Annotated in this window: 16 protein-coding genes and 2 pseudogenes; 4 read left to right on the forward strand and 14 right to left on the reverse strand. The window is 42.3% G+C overall.

Annotation, left to right across the window (positions count from 1 at the left end; genetic code table 11):
- Positions 1-308: pseudogene (locus GQA99_RS19420) on the reverse strand (IS4 family transposase); the annotation flags it as partial.
- A gap of 200 nt (positions 309-508) precedes the next feature.
- Between GQA99_RS19420 and GQA99_RS19425 the strand changes: the two are divergent.
- Together GQA99_RS19425 and GQA99_RS19430 are read left to right on the forward strand one after the other, a co-directional pair.
- The gene (locus GQA99_RS19425; protein ID WP_229785947.1) at positions 509-754 is read left to right on the forward strand and encodes a hypothetical protein; all 246 of its coding nucleotides are present in this window, start codon (positions 509-511) and stop codon (positions 752-754) included.
- 99 nt (positions 755-853) lie between these two features.
- On the forward strand, positions 854-1,204 hold the full coding sequence (locus GQA99_RS19430; RefSeq protein ID WP_160056781.1) for a hypothetical protein: 351 nt from the start codon (positions 854-856) through the stop codon (positions 1,202-1,204).
- 376 nt (positions 1,205-1,580) lie between these two features.
- Here GQA99_RS19430 and GQA99_RS20825 read toward each other — a convergent pair whose 3' ends face one another.
- From GQA99_RS20825 to GQA99_RS19480, 10 genes are all read right to left on the reverse strand, one after another.
- On the reverse strand, positions 1,581-2,066 hold the full coding sequence (locus tag GQA99_RS20825) for a reverse transcriptase domain-containing protein (RefSeq protein WP_229785949.1): 486 nt from the start codon (positions 2,064-2,066) through the stop codon (positions 1,581-1,583).
- A gap of 518 nt (positions 2,067-2,584) precedes the next feature.
- On the reverse strand, positions 2,585-3,688 hold the full coding sequence (locus GQA99_RS19440; protein WP_160056783.1) for a PQQ-dependent sugar dehydrogenase: 1,104 nt from the start codon (positions 3,686-3,688) through the stop codon (positions 2,585-2,587).
- A 46-nt stretch (positions 3,689-3,734) separates the two neighbouring features.
- Positions 3,735-4,520: an alpha/beta fold hydrolase gene (locus GQA99_RS19445; protein WP_160056785.1), complete on the reverse strand. Its 786-nt coding sequence runs from the start codon at positions 4,518-4,520 to the stop codon at positions 3,735-3,737.
- A 101-nt stretch (positions 4,521-4,621) separates the two neighbouring features.
- Positions 4,622-5,476 carry a crotonase/enoyl-CoA hydratase family protein gene (locus tag GQA99_RS19450; protein ID WP_160056787.1) on the reverse strand — a complete coding sequence of 285 codons (855 nt, stop codon included), beginning with the start codon at positions 5,474-5,476 and terminating at the stop codon, positions 4,622-4,624.
- Positions 5,477-5,607: 131 nt separating this feature from the next.
- Positions 5,608-6,300 carry a crotonase/enoyl-CoA hydratase family protein gene (locus GQA99_RS19455; RefSeq protein ID WP_160056789.1) on the reverse strand — a complete coding sequence of 231 codons (693 nt, stop codon included), beginning with the start codon at positions 6,298-6,300 and terminating at the stop codon, positions 5,608-5,610.
- 69 nt (positions 6,301-6,369) lie between these two features.
- Positions 6,370-7,278 carry a bile acid:sodium symporter family protein gene (locus GQA99_RS19460; RefSeq protein ID WP_160056791.1) on the reverse strand — a complete coding sequence of 303 codons (909 nt, stop codon included), beginning with the start codon at positions 7,276-7,278 and terminating at the stop codon, positions 6,370-6,372.
- Between the two features lie 125 nt (positions 7,279-7,403).
- Positions 7,404-8,540 carry a DUF2855 family protein gene (locus GQA99_RS19465; RefSeq protein ID WP_160056793.1) on the reverse strand — a complete coding sequence of 379 codons (1,137 nt, stop codon included), beginning with the start codon at positions 8,538-8,540 and terminating at the stop codon, positions 7,404-7,406.
- 17 nt (positions 8,541-8,557) lie between these two features.
- A complete protein-coding gene (locus tag GQA99_RS19470) occupies positions 8,558-9,502 on the reverse strand; it encodes an alpha/beta fold hydrolase (RefSeq protein WP_160056795.1) in 945 nt (314 codons plus the stop codon).
- 57 nt (positions 9,503-9,559) lie between these two features.
- Entirely contained in the window at positions 9,560-10,222 is a 663-nt protein-coding gene (locus GQA99_RS19475; RefSeq protein WP_160056797.1) for a nitroreductase, read from the reverse strand.
- A 129-nt stretch (positions 10,223-10,351) separates the two neighbouring features.
- Positions 10,352-12,793 (reverse strand): TonB-dependent receptor, encoded by a 2,442-nt coding sequence (locus GQA99_RS19480; RefSeq protein ID WP_160056799.1) that lies wholly within the window; start codon positions 12,791-12,793, stop codon positions 10,352-10,354.
- A 579-nt stretch (positions 12,794-13,372) separates the two neighbouring features.
- Here GQA99_RS19480 and GQA99_RS19485 point away from each other — a divergent pair.
- Together GQA99_RS19485 and GQA99_RS19490 are read left to right on the forward strand one after the other, a co-directional pair.
- On the forward strand, positions 13,373-15,169 hold the full coding sequence (locus tag GQA99_RS19485; protein WP_160056801.1) for an acyl-CoA dehydrogenase C-terminal domain-containing protein: 1,797 nt from the start codon (positions 13,373-13,375) through the stop codon (positions 15,167-15,169).
- A 232-nt stretch (positions 15,170-15,401) separates the two neighbouring features.
- Positions 15,402-17,162: a DUF885 domain-containing protein gene (locus GQA99_RS19490; protein ID WP_160056803.1), complete on the forward strand. Its 1,761-nt coding sequence runs from the start codon at positions 15,402-15,404 to the stop codon at positions 17,160-17,162.
- A 112-nt stretch (positions 17,163-17,274) separates the two neighbouring features.
- Here GQA99_RS19490 and GQA99_RS19495 read toward each other — a convergent pair whose 3' ends face one another.
- The 3 genes and pseudogenes from GQA99_RS19495 to GQA99_RS19505 form a co-directional block, all read right to left on the reverse strand.
- Positions 17,275-17,883 (reverse strand): flavin reductase family protein, encoded by a 609-nt coding sequence (locus GQA99_RS19495; RefSeq protein WP_160056804.1) that lies wholly within the window; start codon positions 17,881-17,883, stop codon positions 17,275-17,277.
- Between the two features lie 119 nt (positions 17,884-18,002).
- Entirely contained in the window at positions 18,003-18,749 is a 747-nt protein-coding gene (locus GQA99_RS19500; RefSeq protein ID WP_160056805.1) for a phosphatase, read from the reverse strand.
- A 524-nt stretch (positions 18,750-19,273) separates the two neighbouring features.
- Positions 19,274-20,245: pseudogene (locus GQA99_RS19505) on the reverse strand (helicase HerA-like domain-containing protein); the annotation flags it as partial.
- Positions 20,246-20,371: the final 126 nt, after the last annotated feature.

The raw sequence follows: 20,371 nt of genomic DNA on the forward strand, positions 1-20,371 counted from the left end.
AACTGAGCGATAGCCAGCTGAACCAGTTGCTTCATAAAATCAGCAAAGGCGGCTTTGCGGAGCTGATTATGAAAAGGTTTGTAAGCCACATTATCATTTTCTGTCAGACACATACCATTAAACTGACGATGTAAGTCAGCAATGGCATGGCAGTTACCTTTGCTCAACGCAGAGACCAAACTCGGCACCAATAGTTCAGGTAATACAGCGCGATTTCGCTGTATAAACCCTGTGCGCTTAGCCATTTTTTGAAGGATGTCTGCATTGAAGAATTGCATAAATTGCTTTTTTAAGGTGATAATTGTCATCGGCTTTATTTATTGGTCATGTTGATTTGTTTGGCGACAATTATCAGATCATAAATAAGGCCTTTTTTCTATCTAAAATATAAGTTTATTGCTAAAGATCCTGTCTATGTGGACTTGATAGAATAAAGAACACAATTAGATTTCAAGAAAGTGGCCCAAGTAAATGGGAAAGTGGAAGTAAAGACGAGGTAGAAGTGACTATGGATTTTGCATTAAAAGTTCATGAATTACTACCTCCGCAACCATGGAAACCAGGAGGCCAACATCCGGTAATAAAAGAATTAAAATGTACACCCAAAGAATACTCTCAAGCAGTAAGTCTGCTTGTTGAGGAAGGATTACGGAATAACCAGAAAGACGGTGTTGTGTATGATCAAGAAGGAAATGTACTTTGTTTTGATCCTGAAAGAGTCGATCCTGAAACTATGGAGTTAATAGATGCCTAACAAGGGTTTTCAAGTCGGACAAACTACAGTTGGCCTTTGTTCGTGCCTCACTTATTTTAGCCAACTGCAACTTGCCGCTTAAAACGGCGTTAGGTACACATGAAAATTTTGGCTTTATTATCAAGTATTGCGGTTTTGTCCGGTTGTGCAGGAACATCAGAAGTACAAAACTCCAAAAGTTGTGACGTGTATACATACTTCGATAATGCCCAAAATAACTTTTCAGGTTTGGTGTATTTAGAACCGAGTTTTGAACGACAACTGACTTCTCAAATACCTAATTATGAAGAAAGTAATACATACTGTTGGTACTCTAAGCAAAACAGTTTAGTTGGTAAATTAGTAGTAACAGATTATAAGCCTTCAATCGCACATGTATTTGAGCGGAAATCCAGAGGCTGGACGTTAGTCGAAAGTCATGAGGTAATTAATTTGCCTGCGCATCAGTGATAAAGTGTACCTAATCGGGTAGCCGGAGGTATCTAGCCTCCAGCCCCCACACCACCATGCATGCGGCTCCGCACAGGGCGGTTCATTTAGAACACCTAACTAGCTTTCTGGTTAGGATATTGAACTGCGATCCATCCGTCTCTCAATGAATATAATCCTGCTTTCTTAACTATTTATTCGAGCTTGGCATTACTCAGCGCTTGCTGTATCCCTGGTGTTTTAGAGCTACGCCAAGGGCCTTTGCTTGTGATCCCACAACCAACAGCCACTTGGATCCTGACGCCACGTTTAAGTAAGTTTTGTACCTTAGTCCGCGGTTTTCGCCACTGACGCCAGTAACACATACGAACACGACGTCGGATCCAATGGTCATTCTTTATAAATAATCAGCGACACACCCTTGATAGGCGTTAGCGATGCCAAAGTAATTGATCCAGCCTTGCATGTATTGACGCACTTTAAACAGCTGATAACTCATACTCACGCCCCAATTTCGGTTCGTTAGCCGTCTCATCTTTTGTTTGAAAATGTGTAATGTTTTAGCATGCCACTGGATCTTTCCTCGGTTAAATGTAAACCCAAGAAACTTGCTTTGAGCGACCTTAACCACTTGGCTTTTCTGTTCATTAACGACTAGTTTTAGCTTAATGGCCAGATATTGAGTAATGCTCTTGAGTACTCGATCTCCCGCCCGAATAGACTTTATCAAAATGATAAAGTCGTCCGCGTAGCGGGCGAATTTGTGCCCTCGGCTTTCCAGCTCTTTATCCAGACTATCCAACATAATGTTAGAAAGTAATGGTGAGAGTGGACCGCCTTGAGGCACACCTTCAAAGCTTGCTTCAAATTGGTCATCGACCATCACCCCTGCTCGTAGGTACTTACCGATAAGCGCTAATAGGCGCTAATAGGCGCTTATCCTGTACTTTATTCCTTAGTTGAGTCATCAATAAATCATGATTAACTCGGTCAAAGAACTTAGACAGATCAACATCGACGGCAAATTTGCGTTTCTGTTTGATGATATCCCTTACTTGCAGTACCGCTAAATTTAGTGGGGTCAGTGTAAACTTTAAATTTAGTGGGGTCAGTGTAAACTTTATGTCATTGCACTAAATCCGAAGCTCTAACACACTTTTGTCCAAAAACGAGTTGTTCTTAGCTTTCAAATGCCAAAGTTCAACTCTGAACTTGAGGCCGTTGAAGATTATTTATAAAAGAATACGTGTTCTGAGCATGACACCACAAAATTTGTGGTTATAGGTCAAAATCACAAGGCATAAAGAAACACCTGGATCCCGGCTCAACAGCACTGCCGGGACGACGAGAAAGGGGTTTAGTAAACGAACCATGGTTGAAGAGTTAAGTCAGAACATACGTTTATTGCTTGGTATAACTAATCCGATACACTGCATTGGCAAAGTCATCTGATACTAAAATAGAGCCGTCTGTTAAGGTCATTACATCCACTGGGCGGCCCCAGCTTTGCTCGCCGTCAAGCCAGCCGGTAGCGAAGGGTTGATAGTCGATAACCTTATTTCCTTCAAGGACCACTTGCATGATGCGGTAACCGACTTTGTTCGTGCGGTTCCACGAGCCGTGTTGGGCAATGAATATTGAATGGTGATATGTGGTTGGGAATAGTGTCCCTTGATAAAACTCCATGCCTAATGCCGCAACATGAGCGCCTAAAGCTAATGTTGGAGGTGTGTTAAGTTTGGCGGTTTTGGTGTTGGAAAAATCAGGATCGCCAATGTCAGTGTTGTGCACATAGGGAAAACCAAAGTGTTGGCCTGTTTGAGTGACATGATTAAGTTCATCATCGGGTAAATCGTCGCCCATCATGTCGCGGCCGTTGTCGGTAAACCATAAGTCGCCTGTAACGGGGTGGAAATCAAACCCCACACTATTACGCACACCTTTAGCGACAATTGTAGTTTGTTTGGTGTCGATATTGAGTTTTAAGATGGATGCGAAAGGCAGCTCACTTTCACACACATTACAGGGCGCACCTACGGGAATATACAAGTGTCCATCTGGCCCAAAGGCAATGAACTTCCAACCATGATGGGCTTTATTGGGCAGCTTATCGTAAACCAACTCAGGCGTTGGAATATCCGGTAAGCTGTTTTCAATATTAGGGTAACGCCAAATTTTATCGACTTCAGCCACATACAAACTGCCATTATGAAATGCTAAACCCGATGGCATAAACAAATCTTTAGCGATAACGATTTGTTTATCGGCTTTATAATCATTATCACTGTCAATAAGTGCATAAACATTGCCAGCCTTGCGACTGCCAACAAATACCGTGCCTTTGTCACCCAGCGCCATTTGGCGTGCGTTTTCGATATTGTCAGCGTAAATATCAATACTAAACCCCTGTGGGAGTTGTATTTTATTTAACGGTAACGCGGACACAGAAAAACTTAACCCCAAGCCACAGGTTAGGGCGGTTAACAATGTCGTTGGCTTTATCATTGCTCATTCCTTTTGCTGCTATTTAATCAACACTGACTATCGCGTGTTACCAATCTTTAATAATATCTTTGACCATGGCAGCGGTGTTTTCAGGTTGCTCTAATGGGAACATATGGCCGCCGTTAGGCAATGCGATTAATTCAATATCATTAAGTTTGGCGAAACGAACAAAGTGCTTTATTGGAAATATATTAGTCTTTTCGCCGTAAATTAGTTTAGCAGGCACGGTAAGTTTGTTTTTGTATTTAACCAGGTTAGTCGGTAAATGCCTGAATATGTCAGCTTCTACTGTAGGAGAGAAGGTCAGCTCAAGGCGTTTATTGCGCAGCACAACACTGGATGTTGCATAGTCTTGTAAGCAACGTGGGTCGAAATTTTTAAACAATGTTTTCTGTGAAAAATAATCAACTAAATTGGTGTTTTCTGGCCATTGGTTCTGCCGAGTTTTCGCTTTTCCTGCCGGAGATAATTTATCAATATAAGGCGTTCGTTTAATAACGCTTAACAAATGCGAGAATGCACCAGTGACCACAGGGGGATCTAACATCACCAACCCACGAAACAACTCAGGGTGTTGGCAGGCTGCAATAAATGAAATAACCCCGCCAAAAGAGTGACCGACACAAATCACTGGCTCATGTTGTTTTTTAATAAATTCTATTAATTCAGTAACAAGGTGTTGCCAGTTGCTATGAATAGGATATAGCGCATTGTGGCCAAATTGATTGTGAGCAACCGTGCGGTAGTCTGTTTCAAATTCAGTCAAAAAGGTTTTATAGCTACCCGCAGGAAAGCCATTGGCATGCACTAGGTTAATTAATGGTTTAGTCATAAAGTCTCTAATAGATTACGCACTGTTTGCTATCAAATAAAATCATCTATGAGTGAGGTTTTATAACATAGATAACAAACAGTGCGTTTAATCAATAATACCTAGAATATGGTGGTTGGGTTTATTTGAGTCAGCTCTTCAAATTCTGGTGCTCGATTTTGTGCTTTAGCTTTAAATATTTCCATCATATCGTTTTGCGGTTGGAACATGCCGCTTTGCCAGACAGACATATAATTGAGGCTGTCTGCAACGCTGTGATCGCGCGCATAGTTAATCATCTCTTTACAGCCGGCCACCGCAAGTGGCGAACGAGAGGCAATGTCTTCGGCAATGGCAAGAACCGCCGTAAGCATTGATGGGTGATCGTCAAACACTTGATTGACTAAACCAGCTTGTTTGGCTTCTGCCGCTGGCATTCTGCGACCTGTGTAGGCAAGCTCTTTGACTAAACCGATAGAGATAAGCTTAGGCAAACGTTGTAATGTCCCGACATCGGCGGTCATGCCGAGTTTGGTTTCTTCGATACTGAAAAAAGCATCACTGGTGCAGTATCGGCAATCGGCGGCGGTGACCATATCTACCGCGCCGCCAATACAACCACCTTGAATGGCCATTAACACGGGCATACGCACAGATTCTAATACCGAGAAGCAGTCTTGCAATTTAAGCACTAAACGGCGTAATTGTTCATGCTTACGGCCCAACTCAACATTGTCTGTACCCGTGTTGGCACTGAATACCGCGAGATCCATTCCCGCAGAAAAGTGCTTACCGGTTGATGAAATCACAATGGCTCGAGCAGCCGATTGATTATTAATGTCGTGGATAACGCTTGGAAACTCATGCCAGAAATCGACATTCATTGAATTTAACGCATCGGGTCTGGTTAAGATGATGTGTGCCACTTTGTTATTAATATCAACGCTCAAGGTTTTGTAGGTTTTTTGTGTGGTCATGTCTATGTCCTTATAGTTGTTTTTATTATGCTTGCTTTATAGTTTTAGTATTTGTTTCAGCTATGGGTCTAACAAGGTTAACGCTCTAGTGACCGTGCTTTGTAACTAGAGCGCTATTTACAAGGCGCTAGTTACAAAGTCAGGGTGATATTACGGTCTTCAATGATTGCGGCATCGAGTGCGGCCAATATTGCGTGCCTCATTTTGAGCTTTGTTCCGTGATGGGCTGCCATATTGAGGGTTTGCATGTGTTTAGCGACCATCATCGCGGTAGTCATTAATTGTTCTGGCTCAACTACGTTATCTAGGAAGCCCGCTTCAACGGCTGCTTCTGGGCTAAATAATTCTGCATTAATGACCGCGCGAGTAAGGAAGTTTGTCGGAATGCGATTACGGGCGATTTCAATGCCGGCCTGGTGCATTGTCATGCCAATAGCGACTTCGTTTAAGCCAATTTTGAACTCACCAGCACAGCCTAGTCGGTAATCACAGCTGAGCATTAAAAATGCACCTTTGGCGATGGCATGACCGCTACACACACCAATAATTGGAGTAGGAAAGGCCAACATTCTGCGCGACAAAGTAGAGCCTGCAGTGACCAGGGCAATGGCAGCTTCTGAGCTTTGTTTCATGGTCTTTAAATCAAAGCCGCCAGAGAAAATACCGGCCTGGCCTGTGAGGATCACCACCGCGGCTTGTTGCTCTGCTGCATCTAAAGCGAGATTGATTTGTGCTATCACTTCAGGTGATATGGCATTCACTTTGCCATTATTTAAACTGATGATATGGACATTATCTTCAATGGTTACGTTAACTAATTGCATACTTCACCTAATTCTTTATACGTTATTGTTTGTTTTAAGATATTTAGTCGGTTTCAAAGCAGCTTGACTCTAGCTTTGTGCGGTTGATGCGCTTAGCTGTTTAGCTTTGATATATTTAGTATTTAACATACCGACTAAAATGCCTGCGGTAAATAGCATTGTTAGTGTGTAAATGGCTGGCGTGAATGACATTTTATAATTGGCGAGTAAGGTTAGTGCCATAAACATCGATAACGTGCTGTTTTGCAGGCCGACCTCAATGGTGATTGATGTTCGCTGTGCAAAGTTAAGCCCGAACCATTTGCTTGAGTAATATCCCAATAACATGGTTGATATATTAAGGATCACTGACACAGGCCCTGCAGCAATTAACGCAGGAATGACAATATCTTGTTGAATATACGTTAAAAATATTATCAATAAGGTTAAAAATAAAATGCCAAACCGTGACACATGTACCTGAGTACTGTCTGCGATTTTTGGCGCGTATCGTCTTACCAGCATGCCCAGTGCAATAGGCACAATAGTCAGTTTCATTAGGCTTATCATGGTGGCGATAATGGGTAACTGAAATTCACTGCCTTCACCCATAAAGTGGATCAATGAATAATTGAGCACCACAGGTATGGTAAACACCGTAATTAAACTGGCCACAGCGGTCATGGTGACCGACAAGGCAACATCGGCCTTAGCAAGGTGTGAAAACATATTTGATGTGGTGCCACCGGGACATAACACTAATAGCATGACCCCTACAGCGTATTCTGGTTCTAACGGCATAATATTGGCCAATGCAAAACCAATGATGGGAAGCAGCAATAATTGATTGGTTAAGCCAACGGCCACCGCTTTTGGGTATTGTATGATCCGTTTGAAATCATTGACCACCAGCGACAAACCCATTCCCATCATAATCAAAAAGATACAAACAGGAATAACCTGTGTATTAACCAACGTAATCAATTCCATATTATCCATAATAACCTCCAGTAAAAACGTTAAACCTTAGCTAGCAATCGTAAAAGCCAGGTAATCGTTAGGGAAAACATCCGTTTTAGATCTGTGTATTCAATCATGAGCTCGCAGCAGTGCGGGCGAGCTGACTACTTGCTCATACCATTTGGGTTAACCACTATGCCCACCGAAGCATCGGCAGTGCCCGCCAACACCGTTTGATAAACATCGTTAACTTGCTTGAGGTCGTGTAAATGATGAGTTGAGATATTGCTCTTGCAAAAATCGATATAACCGAGCAAGGCGAGGCCCATTTGTTTCATCGTTTCTGTTGTGCCCCAATCTTTACTGCGTTTTTTAAGCTGAGTTGGGGCAAAAAAGAACGTCGGCGTCGCGCCAGGAAGATAGGTTTCTGCACCTGCTTGGCTGATATCGATGTCGTTGTGATGTGTTGCACCAATGCGACAAGAGTAGGTGAGCTGTGCACCAAAATGATGGTGAATAGCTGCTAAGGTGGTTTTTCCGCCAGCCATGTCGACGAGTATTGATGCTACTGTTGGGTCTAGCTCGCTGATTTGTTGATAACTGATGACCTTATCGTAACAACCCAGCGACTCAACAAAGGCTTTATTTGCTTGCGAGGTGATGCCGATGGCGGGACGTTCTCCACGCTGCTTGATGCAGTAAGCAAGGGCAATACTGGTTTTACTTGATGCACTTGTAATGAGATATTGCTGGGCAGCAAAATACTGGTTGTCGAACATAAAGTCGTCAACCAACCAGGAGGTGGTAAATAATCCGCGCAATAAAATATCGTAGTCTTCGTTTTGCTCGCGGTAAAAGGGATTCGCACCCACACGGTCGAAATGATTGTAAACTGGAGATAAGCCTTCTCTACAAGGATTAACATCACTAAAACCATGCTGCGAAACATGGCCTGCCACGATTAGCAGGTGGGTGGCCATGGGCATAAATCCCCACACTCGTTCACCCACTAATATCTGATCGTTTTTAGATTTAATCACTTCGGCATAGCCCATTACGGGCAAGCGTCCCCAATGTTGAGGCTCATTTGACGGGAAAAAACGCCAATATCCTAGGGCATCACCGGCAATACCGTAGCTGATATTATTAGCTGTGAGCGCAAATTTATCGACCCGCAATAACACTTCGTTGTGCGCCATTGGCATAGAGATATCGACATCGATAACCCGAGTGGATTGGAGATCATTCTTGCTGACTTCAAATACTGCAGCACGGTTAGGGGTAAATTGGGTAGCCGTCATAAATCACCTTTTTGTTATTATTTTATGGAAGTTAAAAAATCACTTATGGCCTTATTTACGTCGTTGGGTCTTTCATGTTGGATCCAGTGACTGGTTTGAGAAAAGCGTTTAATGGTGCAGTTAGGCACGTATTCAGTTAAGCCTTCGAGGTTTTCATTCACAAATGCCAAATCATGTTCACCCCATAACACCAGTGTGGGCAGGTTAATGCGAATATTAGGTATTTTAAGCTCACAAGTGTGTTTAACCTGTGCACCGGATGAGACGTTGGTGTCATGCTTAACATCACTCTGGGTGTCGTTACGCGCTAGTTGTGGCATGGCGCGATAATATTGCAACATGCCCTTAATCGCGCCCGGTTGTCGCCATACCTGCTTATATGTGTCTAATACCTCATGAGTAAAAACAGCGGGTTGCTGGCTTTGCATAATCTTATCGACTAAGTAACGGTAATCATCTTGTGTTAGTAGGTTTTCCGCTTCAGGACCAATAAGCTCATGAATATAAGCACTTTTACTGCGTTGATTTGAATTGTTGATCATCTCACGGGTAAAGGTACTCGGGTGCGCGGCATTTAATATCACTAAACGGTTTAATAACGCGGCGTTAAAAGCGGCTAATGGCCAGGCGATAGCGCCGCCCCAATCATGGGCAATCAAGGTTACGGGATGATTTGGGCTAATCGCGGCGATAAATTTAGCCATAAAGCTAATCAGATTTGGCACTGCGTAAAACTCAGGATCTACAGGTTTGTCGCTGAGGTGATATCCGGGTAAATCGGGCGCGATGACGCGATAATTGCGGCCGAAAAATGCCAGTTGTTTATGCCATGTTCCCCAATATTCGGGAAATCCATGTAAAAAAACTAAGGTTTCAATCGGCTGTTGTGATGTGTAAGGACTTGACTCAACATAATGAATGTTAACACCATCGACGTTAATATATTGATGCGTTAGTGCCATATGCCGTCTCCATATTCAATATAACATTGAGTCAAATCAGCGTTCATTGACGTTAAGTTATTCGTAAAAGGCGACAGCAGTGTCAAGAGCTTCACGTTCGGTACGGGTATTATTGACTGGTGCGGTGTCATCGGCATAACCAAATGACATGCCAAATAAAATACCACGCTCTTGCGGTAGGCCTAAGATGTCACGAACCGGATCAGGGAATTGCCCCAGTGCGCCTTGCATACAATTAGACACCCCATGTTCTGCCATCACTAAAGATAACGTTTGCGCGTAAATGCCTAAATCGACGGCACCCATAATGTCTAAATACTTGTCCATGGTAAAAAACACTGCATGAGGGGCATCAAAAAATTGCCAGTTGCGTACCATGGCCATTTGACGGGCTTTTTTATCTTCGCGAGCGATACCGACTGAGCTATACAGCGCATTTGCTGAGCCAAATTGACGATCGCGATGTACACCTTGATATTGCGGTAACCAGTTAAAATCTGGGTTTGGCGTCGCGCCACTCATTAAGGTCTCGATAAATTTGGCTTTTAGTTTATCTTTTGTCGCGCCTGATACCACGCACGATTGCCAGGGTTGTACATTACAGTTTGACGGTGATAGTTGCGCACTAGAAAAGATTTGCTTTAACACAGCCTCAGGCACGGGTTTGGCTTGAAATGCACGAACTGAATAGCGATTTTTTAAAATAGATTCTATAGACATAGTGACAACTCTTATTGTTATTAATCATTAAGGCTATACCTGATTTTTTAGGTATAAATGAGTTTCTTGCGGTCAAAAAATCTATAACGCCAGCAATTTACTCACTGACGTTACAGACGGTTGGGTTAATTAAAACTGGTACGAAATATTCGCGCCAAACGTACGTGGTTGATTAGGGTATCCATTAAAACTGCCCGCCTGAATTGGAGGTGGGAAGGCCGATAATAAATACTCGTCATTGGTTAAGTTGCGTACCCACAGTTGCACACTGACACCATTATCAAAGGCAAGACCGGTACTGGCATTAAAGGTATTCACTTCACGTGATAAAGATTCAGGGGTATTTTCGGCCACTTTAACATCGCTTTCGTATAAATAGTCTGCGCGTACATAACCATCAGCGCCGTTAAACACTTCAAAGTTGTAAACAACCCCGGCGGTGATACTCACTTCATGAATACCCGCTGGTTTTTCACCAGACAAATCTGTTGGGCCGTCTAACCCTGATGCACCTTCAAATGAGTCATAAATAGGATCAAGGAAGGTACCCGCTAATGTGAATGACCAATCATCGGTTAGGTTATAATTTGAGTCGAACTCAAAACCTTGAGTACTTTGCTTACCCGCGTTGGCTAACACATAACCGGTGCCGATAAAGATTGAAGATTGAAAACCTTCAATGGTTTGGTCAAATAGTGTTGCATTGAACGAGCCATTTTCAAATTGGGTTTTAATGCCAATCTCATACACCATGGCCTCTTCAGGTGAAGCATAACGGCCACCATACACCTGGTTTGGCTCTTCTATACCCGCTGTTGATAATGCCGCTTGATCAGATGCAAAAGGGCTAGAGTAACGCGATAGGTTCCACGATGAGGCTTTAAAGCCTGTTGCTGCTGTGGCAAACACGTTGATGTTATCGTTGATTTCGTAAGATAAACGCAATGACCAGGTGGTTTTACTGTCATCACTTTTATTGTCTTCAACCCCATTAGGCAGAGCTAACATGGGCGGTAAAAACTGCAAACTTTGTAACGTAGGCACTGCAGGCGCTAATGTGGGAATACTGCCAATGGGCACGCCAAACAATGTAGGCTCAGTGGCTAAATCTAATGATGAAAAGACATCATTGTTATTTTGCGAAAGAGTGAGCTCTTTTTGGTCATTAGTGTAACTGACCCCAAAGATGGCGGTAAATTGATCATTAATGTGGTAATCGAAACTGGCAAACAATGAGTAAGCATCGTTTTCTTGATCAAAATCAGAACTCACCGCAGTAGTATTAGAGAAAAACGTTCCCGGATCTAAGCCATATACGCCTTCAACACCGCCGAGCAAGCCAGGTGCACCGCCAGCAGCCATTAATACGTCGAAGTAATTTCGAATATCATTGCCGTAATATAAGGTATCGCCGGTGGTGACCTCTTCATGAAAGATATAGGCGCCAAACATCCATTCAAGTGTTTGCTCACCCGTCGAGGTTAAGCGAAATTCTTGGGTCATGGTGTCAATGTCGGTGTAACCGCCTTCAGTCAAAATGTCTAAGGTAGTGTAATCAACATCATTCATAAAATCAGATTCGTTATTGCGTATCGCACTGATTGACGTAAATGAATAGCCGTCAAAATCAACATCAAGTTGTAGCGACACGCCACCGTCTTTGACGTTATTAATGGGGTCGGAGTTTAGGGTCGATTGATAGGCAAATGAACTGGTTTCGTCTAAATCCATTCCACCTAATGCACGCACTGCTGCGGTAGTTGGGCCATTAATTGAGTTTTCGACCGCACAACAGGCTTCTTCAATTTTGCTGTAGTCAGCGATTAAACGCAGTTTGACAGCTTCTGTAGGCTCAAATAGCGCCTGACCGCGCACATTCCAGCGATCTTTATTATTAACATCATCTAATCCAGAAACTGATTCAGTGTAACCATCGCGAGTGTTAAAACCACCGGATACACTAAAGGCTAAATTGTCGGTGATGCCATTAGTGTAATACCCTTTCATCACTTTTTGATTAAAATTGCCAATCCCGGCTTCGATTTTTCCTTCCTGATAGTACGCGGGCTCGCGTGTGGTGACACTAATCACACCAGCAGATGCATTTTTACCAAATAAGGTACTTTGTGGGCCGCTTAATACTTCTATTTGTTGCAGTCTTGGTAAATCACCAATTTGGGCTGCTGCGCGAGAGCGATAAACACCATCGATAAATACCCCAACAGACGGCTCAATACCGGTGTTATTGGTACCATTACCAAAACCACGAATGGCAAAGTTTGTATTGGTTGAGCGTTGTAACGGAGTCACGCGCAATGTTGGTACTAAGGTTTGTAAGTCATCAATGTCCATGACTTTAGCCTGTTCAATGGCTTTACTGCTGACCACAGTAATTGCCACTGGCGATTCTTGTAATCCTTTCGCTCTTTTAGATGCAGTAACGACAATGCGTTCCATGTCGTCATCTTTTTTAACCGGTTTTTCATCATCTGCATAGGCAGTTGAACTGAGCACACCCAAAACCGCCAATGAGAGAACAGAGTACTTGAAGATCTGTGATTTATTATTCATTTATTTCCCCAGACAAAGACTAATCGTTATTAAACAAGCTAACTAATACGTTGAATTACCAAAGATATATACGACGCTTAAGCGTTCTTGTTTGTACTGTGTAAATATCGTTCTGTGTAAAACAGCTTTATTCAATAACAACAAGGGGATTCATCAGCACACTATTTTCTGCTCAAATTTCTGCTCGAAAAAATATCCTGAAAATACGAAATTACCACTTATAGTGAACAATTAACCGCCAAATCATGCTAGGGCGTGTTTCAACATTAAACAAATCAATTATTTTAATAAACAACTATTCATTTAAAGAATAATAGGTTGATAAACTAGTGTTTTTACTCAAATTTAATGCTTGAATGCGAATTAGTAGGCTATTAGAGGTGTAGATAACACGGTGTTTTATGAAGTAAATACACCCACAACTATAAGTATGTTGAATGTATACCTATAATTATTATGCATTTGGATAATACTTAAAGTTAATTTAGCATCAGAGATACGCTATTTTGAGTGGATGCCATAAAGGCATCGACTTATTCCTAACCCATTAATGTTTAAAGACTCATTTGGAGAGCAACAATGCCTGAATACAAAGCCCCCATCCGCGATGTTAAATTTGTTATGCAAGAATTGCTCGAGTGCGAAGCGCACTATCAACATTTAGGATATCAAGATGCCAGTCTTGATATGGTTGATGCCATTATTGCTGAAGCGGCAAAATTAACTGAAGAAGTGGTCGCGCCATTAAATCAAATAGGCGATCAGCAAGGATGTACATGGAAGGATGGGGTGGTCACTACACCAGATGGATTTAAACAAGCCTATGCACAATATGTTGAAGGTGGATGGCCAACGTTATCGCAATCTGAAGAATTTGGGGGCCAGGGCTTACCACATTCGTTAAATATCAGTATTGCTGAAATGTTTTCCAGTGCTAACCACAGTTTTGCCATGTATCCAGGCTTAAGCCATGGTGCATTAGCGACCATTGAAGCGCATGGTACAGATGCCCAAAAACAACAATTTATGCCTAAACTTGTTGAAGGCAAGTGGACCGGAACCATGTGTTTAACTGAACCACATTGTGGTACCGATTTAGGCATGTTGCGCACCAAGGCTGAATTACAAGCCGACGGGACTTATTCATTAAGCGGCACTAAAATCTTTATTTCTGCAGGTGAGCACGATTTATCAGACAACATTGTTCATATCGTTATTGCGCGTATTCCTGGTGCGCCAGAAGGTAATAAAGGTATTTCATTATTTATCGTGCCTAAATTTAATGTTAATGAAGACGGTACAATTTCAGATCGCAATGGCGTAAATTGTGGCTCTATTGAACACAAAATGGGCATTAATGGTAACGCAACGTGTGTGATCAACTTTGACGGCGCAACAGGTCACCTTATTGGCGAACCTAATCGCGGCCTAAAATGCATGTTCACCTTTATGAATGCTGCACGTATTGGCGTAGCAAGTGAAGGGGTTGCCGCCGCTGAAGCCTCTTTCCAGGGTGCGCTTGCGTACGCTAAAGATCGTCTACAAATGCGTTCAATCAGTGGGGTTAAAAATCCTAACGGCCCAGCCGATCCAATCATTGTTCATCCAGATGTGCGAAGAATGCTATTAACGCAAAAGTCGATTGCAGAAGGAGGCCGTGCGTTAATTTCTTATCTAGCGCAATTGGTGGATATTGGCCATGCTGAAAAAGATGAAGCCGTTAAAGCCGATGCTGAAACCAAGCTTGCTTTGCTAACGCCTATTGCCAAAGCCTTTTTATCAGAACTTGGTTTTGAATGTACCAGCCACGGCGTGCAAATCTTTGGTGGTCATGGTTTTATTAAAGAGTGGGGCATGGAACAGCTGATGCGTGACACAAAGATCAGTTGTTTATACGAAGGCACCACCGGTATTCAAGCTCTTGATTTGTTAGCCCGTAAAATTATTGGTACTCAAGGCGAAGTGTTAAAGCCTTTCTCTAAAGATGTGACTGTATTTTGCCAACAAAATATGGATAACCCAGCCATGGCTGAGTTTATTAAACCTATCATGGCGTATGCAAAAGAGTGGCATGAAATTACCGTGTTAATTGGCGGCAAAGCGATGAAGAACCCTGATGAAATTGGCGGTGCATCGGTTGATTACTTAATGTATGCAGGTTACGTCACACTCGCATTCTTCTGGGCTAAAATGGCTAAAGTTGCGCAAGATAAACTGGCCGCTGGCACCACAGAAACGGCTTTTTATGAAGCTAAAATCAAAACTGCACAATTCTATATGCAGCGAATGTTACCTAGAGCAAAAGGTCATGCCGCGTGTATTGCTAGTGGTGTTGATTCGATGATGGCGCTAGACAGTGAAGATTTTGCGTTTTAATACGCCATAATCCGTTTAATAGCAGATAAAAACGCAGTGCAGCCACTGCGTTTTTTTATTTATGATCATGCCGAAATATCGTCATGGAATTATCACTTACTAACGCACAATGGTATTACATCGTTTAACAGCGGATTACGATTAGTTACAGATTAGTTAATTTATCATTCATCACTTTATCTACTCATTCAGTTATAGTGTTGTCATAACGAATAAATAGAGAGTTAAGTCAATGCCCAGCAAAATGCTCACCTCAGTGTTACCCCTTCTTGCCATTATGCCACTGACATCGTCAGCTGATGCATCCTGGGTAGACATAAGTAATCAATACACCAACAAGCAAATCCAGATAACGAGCCAATTTCAGCCAGAAATGGCCAGCTCCATTGGCATAACAGAAGCCGATAGTTTGTGTAGCAGTATTACAAAAGCACAACAAGATAAGTACATAGAAACGCTTAAGAACAGTAAAAAAAAGCTTTTAAAAGCACTTGAAACTGAAACGTTATTACCAGTAAGGCAGGATCTTAATATTATTATCGATAATATAGATCAAACCATTTTGTCAGGACAGTTAGACGACAAATACATGTTGCCCTGGGTTGACGTACCGCTGATTATTTTTAAAGGTGTCTCGGCTTTACTCGACGAGCAAATGCCCGATGCGCGCAAACAAGCTGCAATGACACGTTTGGCCTGTTATGTCGGTAAAGAAGGGCAAACGGCGTTAACAGAACAAGCTAAAACGTTGTTTGAAAAGGCGTTAAGCAATAAATCATTGCTCGGCCCAACTAAAGAAGAAGTTGAGCAAGCACTCGCCAGAACAGATACCTTGCTCCAGGGTTTACAACAGCTATTTGATAAAAACGAATTTAGTCAGGCTAGTGACAACCTCACATTGTTACAAAAACAATTGACTGAATATCGTCAATGGGCCGAAAAAACAGTTATCCCACATGCGCGAACAGATTATAAATTACCTTCTGAAATTTATGCGTTAAATCTTAAAAGAGTAGGGATTGATATTGATCCTAACCTGTTAATTGAACGCGCTAAAGCAAGCTACATGATCACCAAAGCCAACATGCAAGCATTAGCGCCGTTAGTTGCTGCAAAGTTTGATATGCCGTCAAGTGATTATCGTGATGTGATAAGAGCACTTAAAGAGCAATCGTTATCGAATGATAAAATTGAAAATCACTATCGTGAAATTAATACAAAATTAGAAGGTATTATTAGCGACAAAGCCGTCGTCGACTTACCAAAGCGTAATATGATAATGCGCCTGGCGAGTGATGCCGAAGCTGCGGGTAGCCCGGCGCCTCATATGTTGCCACCGCCGTTTATTGGTAACACGGGTGAGCAAGGCCAATTTGTATTGACCACGGGTAACCCCGCGTTAAGCGGCGATGCAGCTTACGATGATTTTAACTTTGATGCTGTCGCTTACACATTAAGTGCTCACGAAGGCAGGCCAGGCCATGAGCTACAATTTGCGGTAATGCTAGAGCAGGGCGTGTCATTAGCCCGAGTGTATTATGCGTTTAATAGCGTTAACGTTGAAGGTTGGGCACTGTATGCAGAAGCAGAAATGCTGCCATACTTACCTATTGAAGGCCAACTGATTGCACTGCAACATCGCCTATTACGTAATGCCCGAGCCATGTTAGACCCGATGCTCAACTTAGGCTTAACCACTAAAGAGCAAGCGTATAATCTGCTCAGTAATGATGTGGTATTTTCTAAAGCGGCAGTAAAACAAGAAGTCGACCGTTATACCATGCGTATGCCGGGACAGGCGGGCAGTTACTTCTATGGTTTATCGCGATTACTTGAAATTAGAGCCGATGTAGAATTAGCCCTAGGTGATAAGTTCGATCGTTTAGCCTTTAATAACTTTGTATTAGAGCAAGGGTTAATTCCACCAAGCCTGATGGCTGAAGCGGTAAAACAACACTTTTTAATGCCAAAACCGGTTGCAACTTCGAAATAAAAAGTAGTAAGTAAAACAGATCTCATAAGTGCTTTTTTATCGTCATAAAAAGAGATTAACAATCCGATTCAAATGTCATTTGAATCGGATTTTTCTTTGTTAAACTTCAGCATTATTTTTTAGCGTAAGGTAAACGCGCCAGCTTAACCGTTGTGTGATAACTATCAAGCCCAGTGATTGCAACGGTATCGATGGCGTGTAAATCAATAAATCCATCTGCTTCAACCGCGTTGTCATCTACATACACGTCTATGATTTCACCTATCACTAACTCAGTTCCGTTCACGGCCAAATGTTGATGCTCTACCAGTTTGACTGAATATTTAAGACGACTTTGTTTTACAAATGGTGCTTGAAAATCCATGAGGTATTCTGCTGTTAATCCAGTGGCATCAAACTCAGACTCATTTCTGTCGTAACGTGCCGAAGTTTGATGAGCTTGAGAATATATAGCCTGATTAACCTGGTTGATGGTGTAAACACTGGTTTGTAGAATATTTTCAAACGTGTGTCGAGCCACGCTGTGAGGCCGTATTATCATGCCCACAAGTGGCGGATTAGCGCCTAAATGAATAACCGAACTCACTATCGATAAATTAGTTTGGCCTTGAACATCTTGGGTGCCAATGAGATTTGCGCTCTTAAAACCCGACAATGAATTGATAAAATGTGCTCGAGTGCGTGTATCGAGCGCATTTATACGGTCTTTGGTAAAATGCATGATGGATCCTTGGAATAGTGGCGTATTAAAGCTGAACTTGTCACAACATTTAAAACCAGCATTAACATTGTGTATTGCAGTCATTACGACTCAGGATATTGAATGGATCGATAAAATGACTAATCAATCAGTACATTATACTCATCTAGCGTGGTATGGCCTCGAGAGGCTAAAAAACATAACAATGCCTCAGGGCTGCGATTCAATAATCGCTCTACTGGAAAGTCGACCGCTTCAATCACTTCAATGGACTTGTCAAAGCCGCCTAGACTAAACGCAACGTGAGAGTCAGAGCCCATCACCAATAAACCGCCAGCATTTTTTACTGCATTAGCAATAGCAGTGCAGTTTGGTAAGCTGCCGTTACGTGAGGTTAAAAATGACGAGTTATTGATTTCTAGCGCAACATTATGTTGAGCCGCAACTTTCGCCACCCGCATAATGTCGATAGGGTATTTGGGATTACCTGGATGGGTGATAATGTCAACGTGACCACTTTCAATACAATTAATCAGCGCTTGAGTATGTATTTCTTGCGTTGATGGCGGGAACACCGGTTCATGAAAGCCGGCCAGGACAATATCGAGCTGTTGTAAATAATTGCCGTAAAAATCAATTTCACCAAGCTCATTTTTTATATTTGCTTCAATACCACGCAGCATACCGACACCATCAACAATTCTGGGTAGTACACACATGTTAACGAAATGCCAAAAGTGCGGCGCATCTGCCATATCGGGCCCATGATCGGTTATTGCAAATAATTTAATGCCTTTGCTTTTAGCCACTGAAAAGTAATCATGTACCGTGCTGTATGCATGAGTAGATGCAATTGTATGGGCGTGTGTATCAACAGAGAATTTCATCACAAGTCTGGCTCTCTTTGTTCAAAACTGAACCAATAGTTTACGCGGTTAGGTCTGTTTTCTCTATGATATACCCAATCAACTTGAAGATCCGTGTTTCAGAGCTTCACCGTGTTTTCAATACTAGGCGCGTTAATGCGGTAATGTAGGTACCTTATAAATTAACGTAACAACGTAGTGGAAGCTCGGTGAAACTCCCAAATGGCAAGTTTTACACGCGTTTATGCTGCGTTATTGATTTTGGAAAGGGAACAACCATTACCCGCAATCAATGCCTTGTCTAAACGCGTGTAAATTCTTGCTGAAATCGAGCATCTTCAGGTTGTTTGGGTATAAATGAGCGTTTTGTTGATGTTTAAACTACATTTGGATGTCACTAAAAGACCATTTATGGGAAAGGCGGGTGTATAAAATTAGCATATTACATCCTTGTAATGATTAACTGATTCAAGCTTATTCGATAATGCTTAAAGTGGCTATTCGGTTAGAATTGATGACTAATAGTTTACTGATACAGGAAACTATTATTTACCCCCTTTACCGCTAATACTGCCCAATATTCCCCGCAAAATTTGTTTGCCAAACTGACTACCCACAGTGCGTGCAGCTTGTTTTGAAAAGCTCTGTACTAGGCCTTCGCGGCGTTTGGTACCAAATAGCAATTCGCTAAACCAATTGCCTTGATCATCTTCGCTATCGTTTTTGGTTGAGCTTGGTTTTGTCTGCGCAGACTTTTTACTGTCAGCTTTTTCTATAGGAGGCTTGGCATCAGGCGCTTTTTCAAGCTGTTCGAGTTGATTAAGGCGTTCATAAGCCGATTCACGATTAATGGCAACATCATAATGATTGCCGATAGGGCTTTGAGCGCGACAAGCATTACGTTCAGCCAGTGTTATTGGTCCCATGCGACAACGGGGCGGAGAGATGAGCGTATGCTCCACCATATTGGGTACACCATTATCTTGTAAGGTTGATACTAGGGCCTCACCTACGGCTAAGCTTGAAATCACCGCAGTGATATCCAGATTAGGATTTGCCACAAAGGTTTCAGCGGCGGCGCGAACCGATTTTTGGTCCCTTGGCGTATAAGCCCGCAAGGCATGTTGAATCCGATTACCCAATTGCCCCAATATCGCATCGGGTATATCGTCTGGGAATTGTGAACAAAAATATACCCCAATCCCTTTAGAGCGGATTAGGCGCATAATTTGCTCGATACGCTTAAGTAGATGATCTGGGCTATCTTCAAACAGTAAATGGGCTTCATCGATAAAAAAGGCCAACTTAGGTTTGTTGGCATCGCCCACCTCAGGTAGGTTTTCGTATAGCTCTGATAACAACCAGAGGATAAAACTGGCATATAAATTTGGGGTTAATACTAATTTATCTGCCGCCAGAATATTGATTAAGCCATGGTTTTGTTCATCAACGCGCATGATGTCACTCAGTTCAAGGGCGGGCTCGCCAAAGAAAACCTCACCGCCGTCACGCTTTAAGTATTGTGGCTTAATGAATCTGTACACCGATATGAGGTAAACTCCTCCTTAATATAATACGGTGTATAAAGTAATGAAATCTCAACCCACTTACTCAACAGAATTTAAAATAGATGCTGCTAATCT

This window comes from Shewanella litoralis (assembly GCF_009828585.1).
Classification (GTDB): Bacteria; Pseudomonadota; Gammaproteobacteria; order Enterobacterales; family Shewanellaceae; genus Shewanella; species Shewanella litoralis.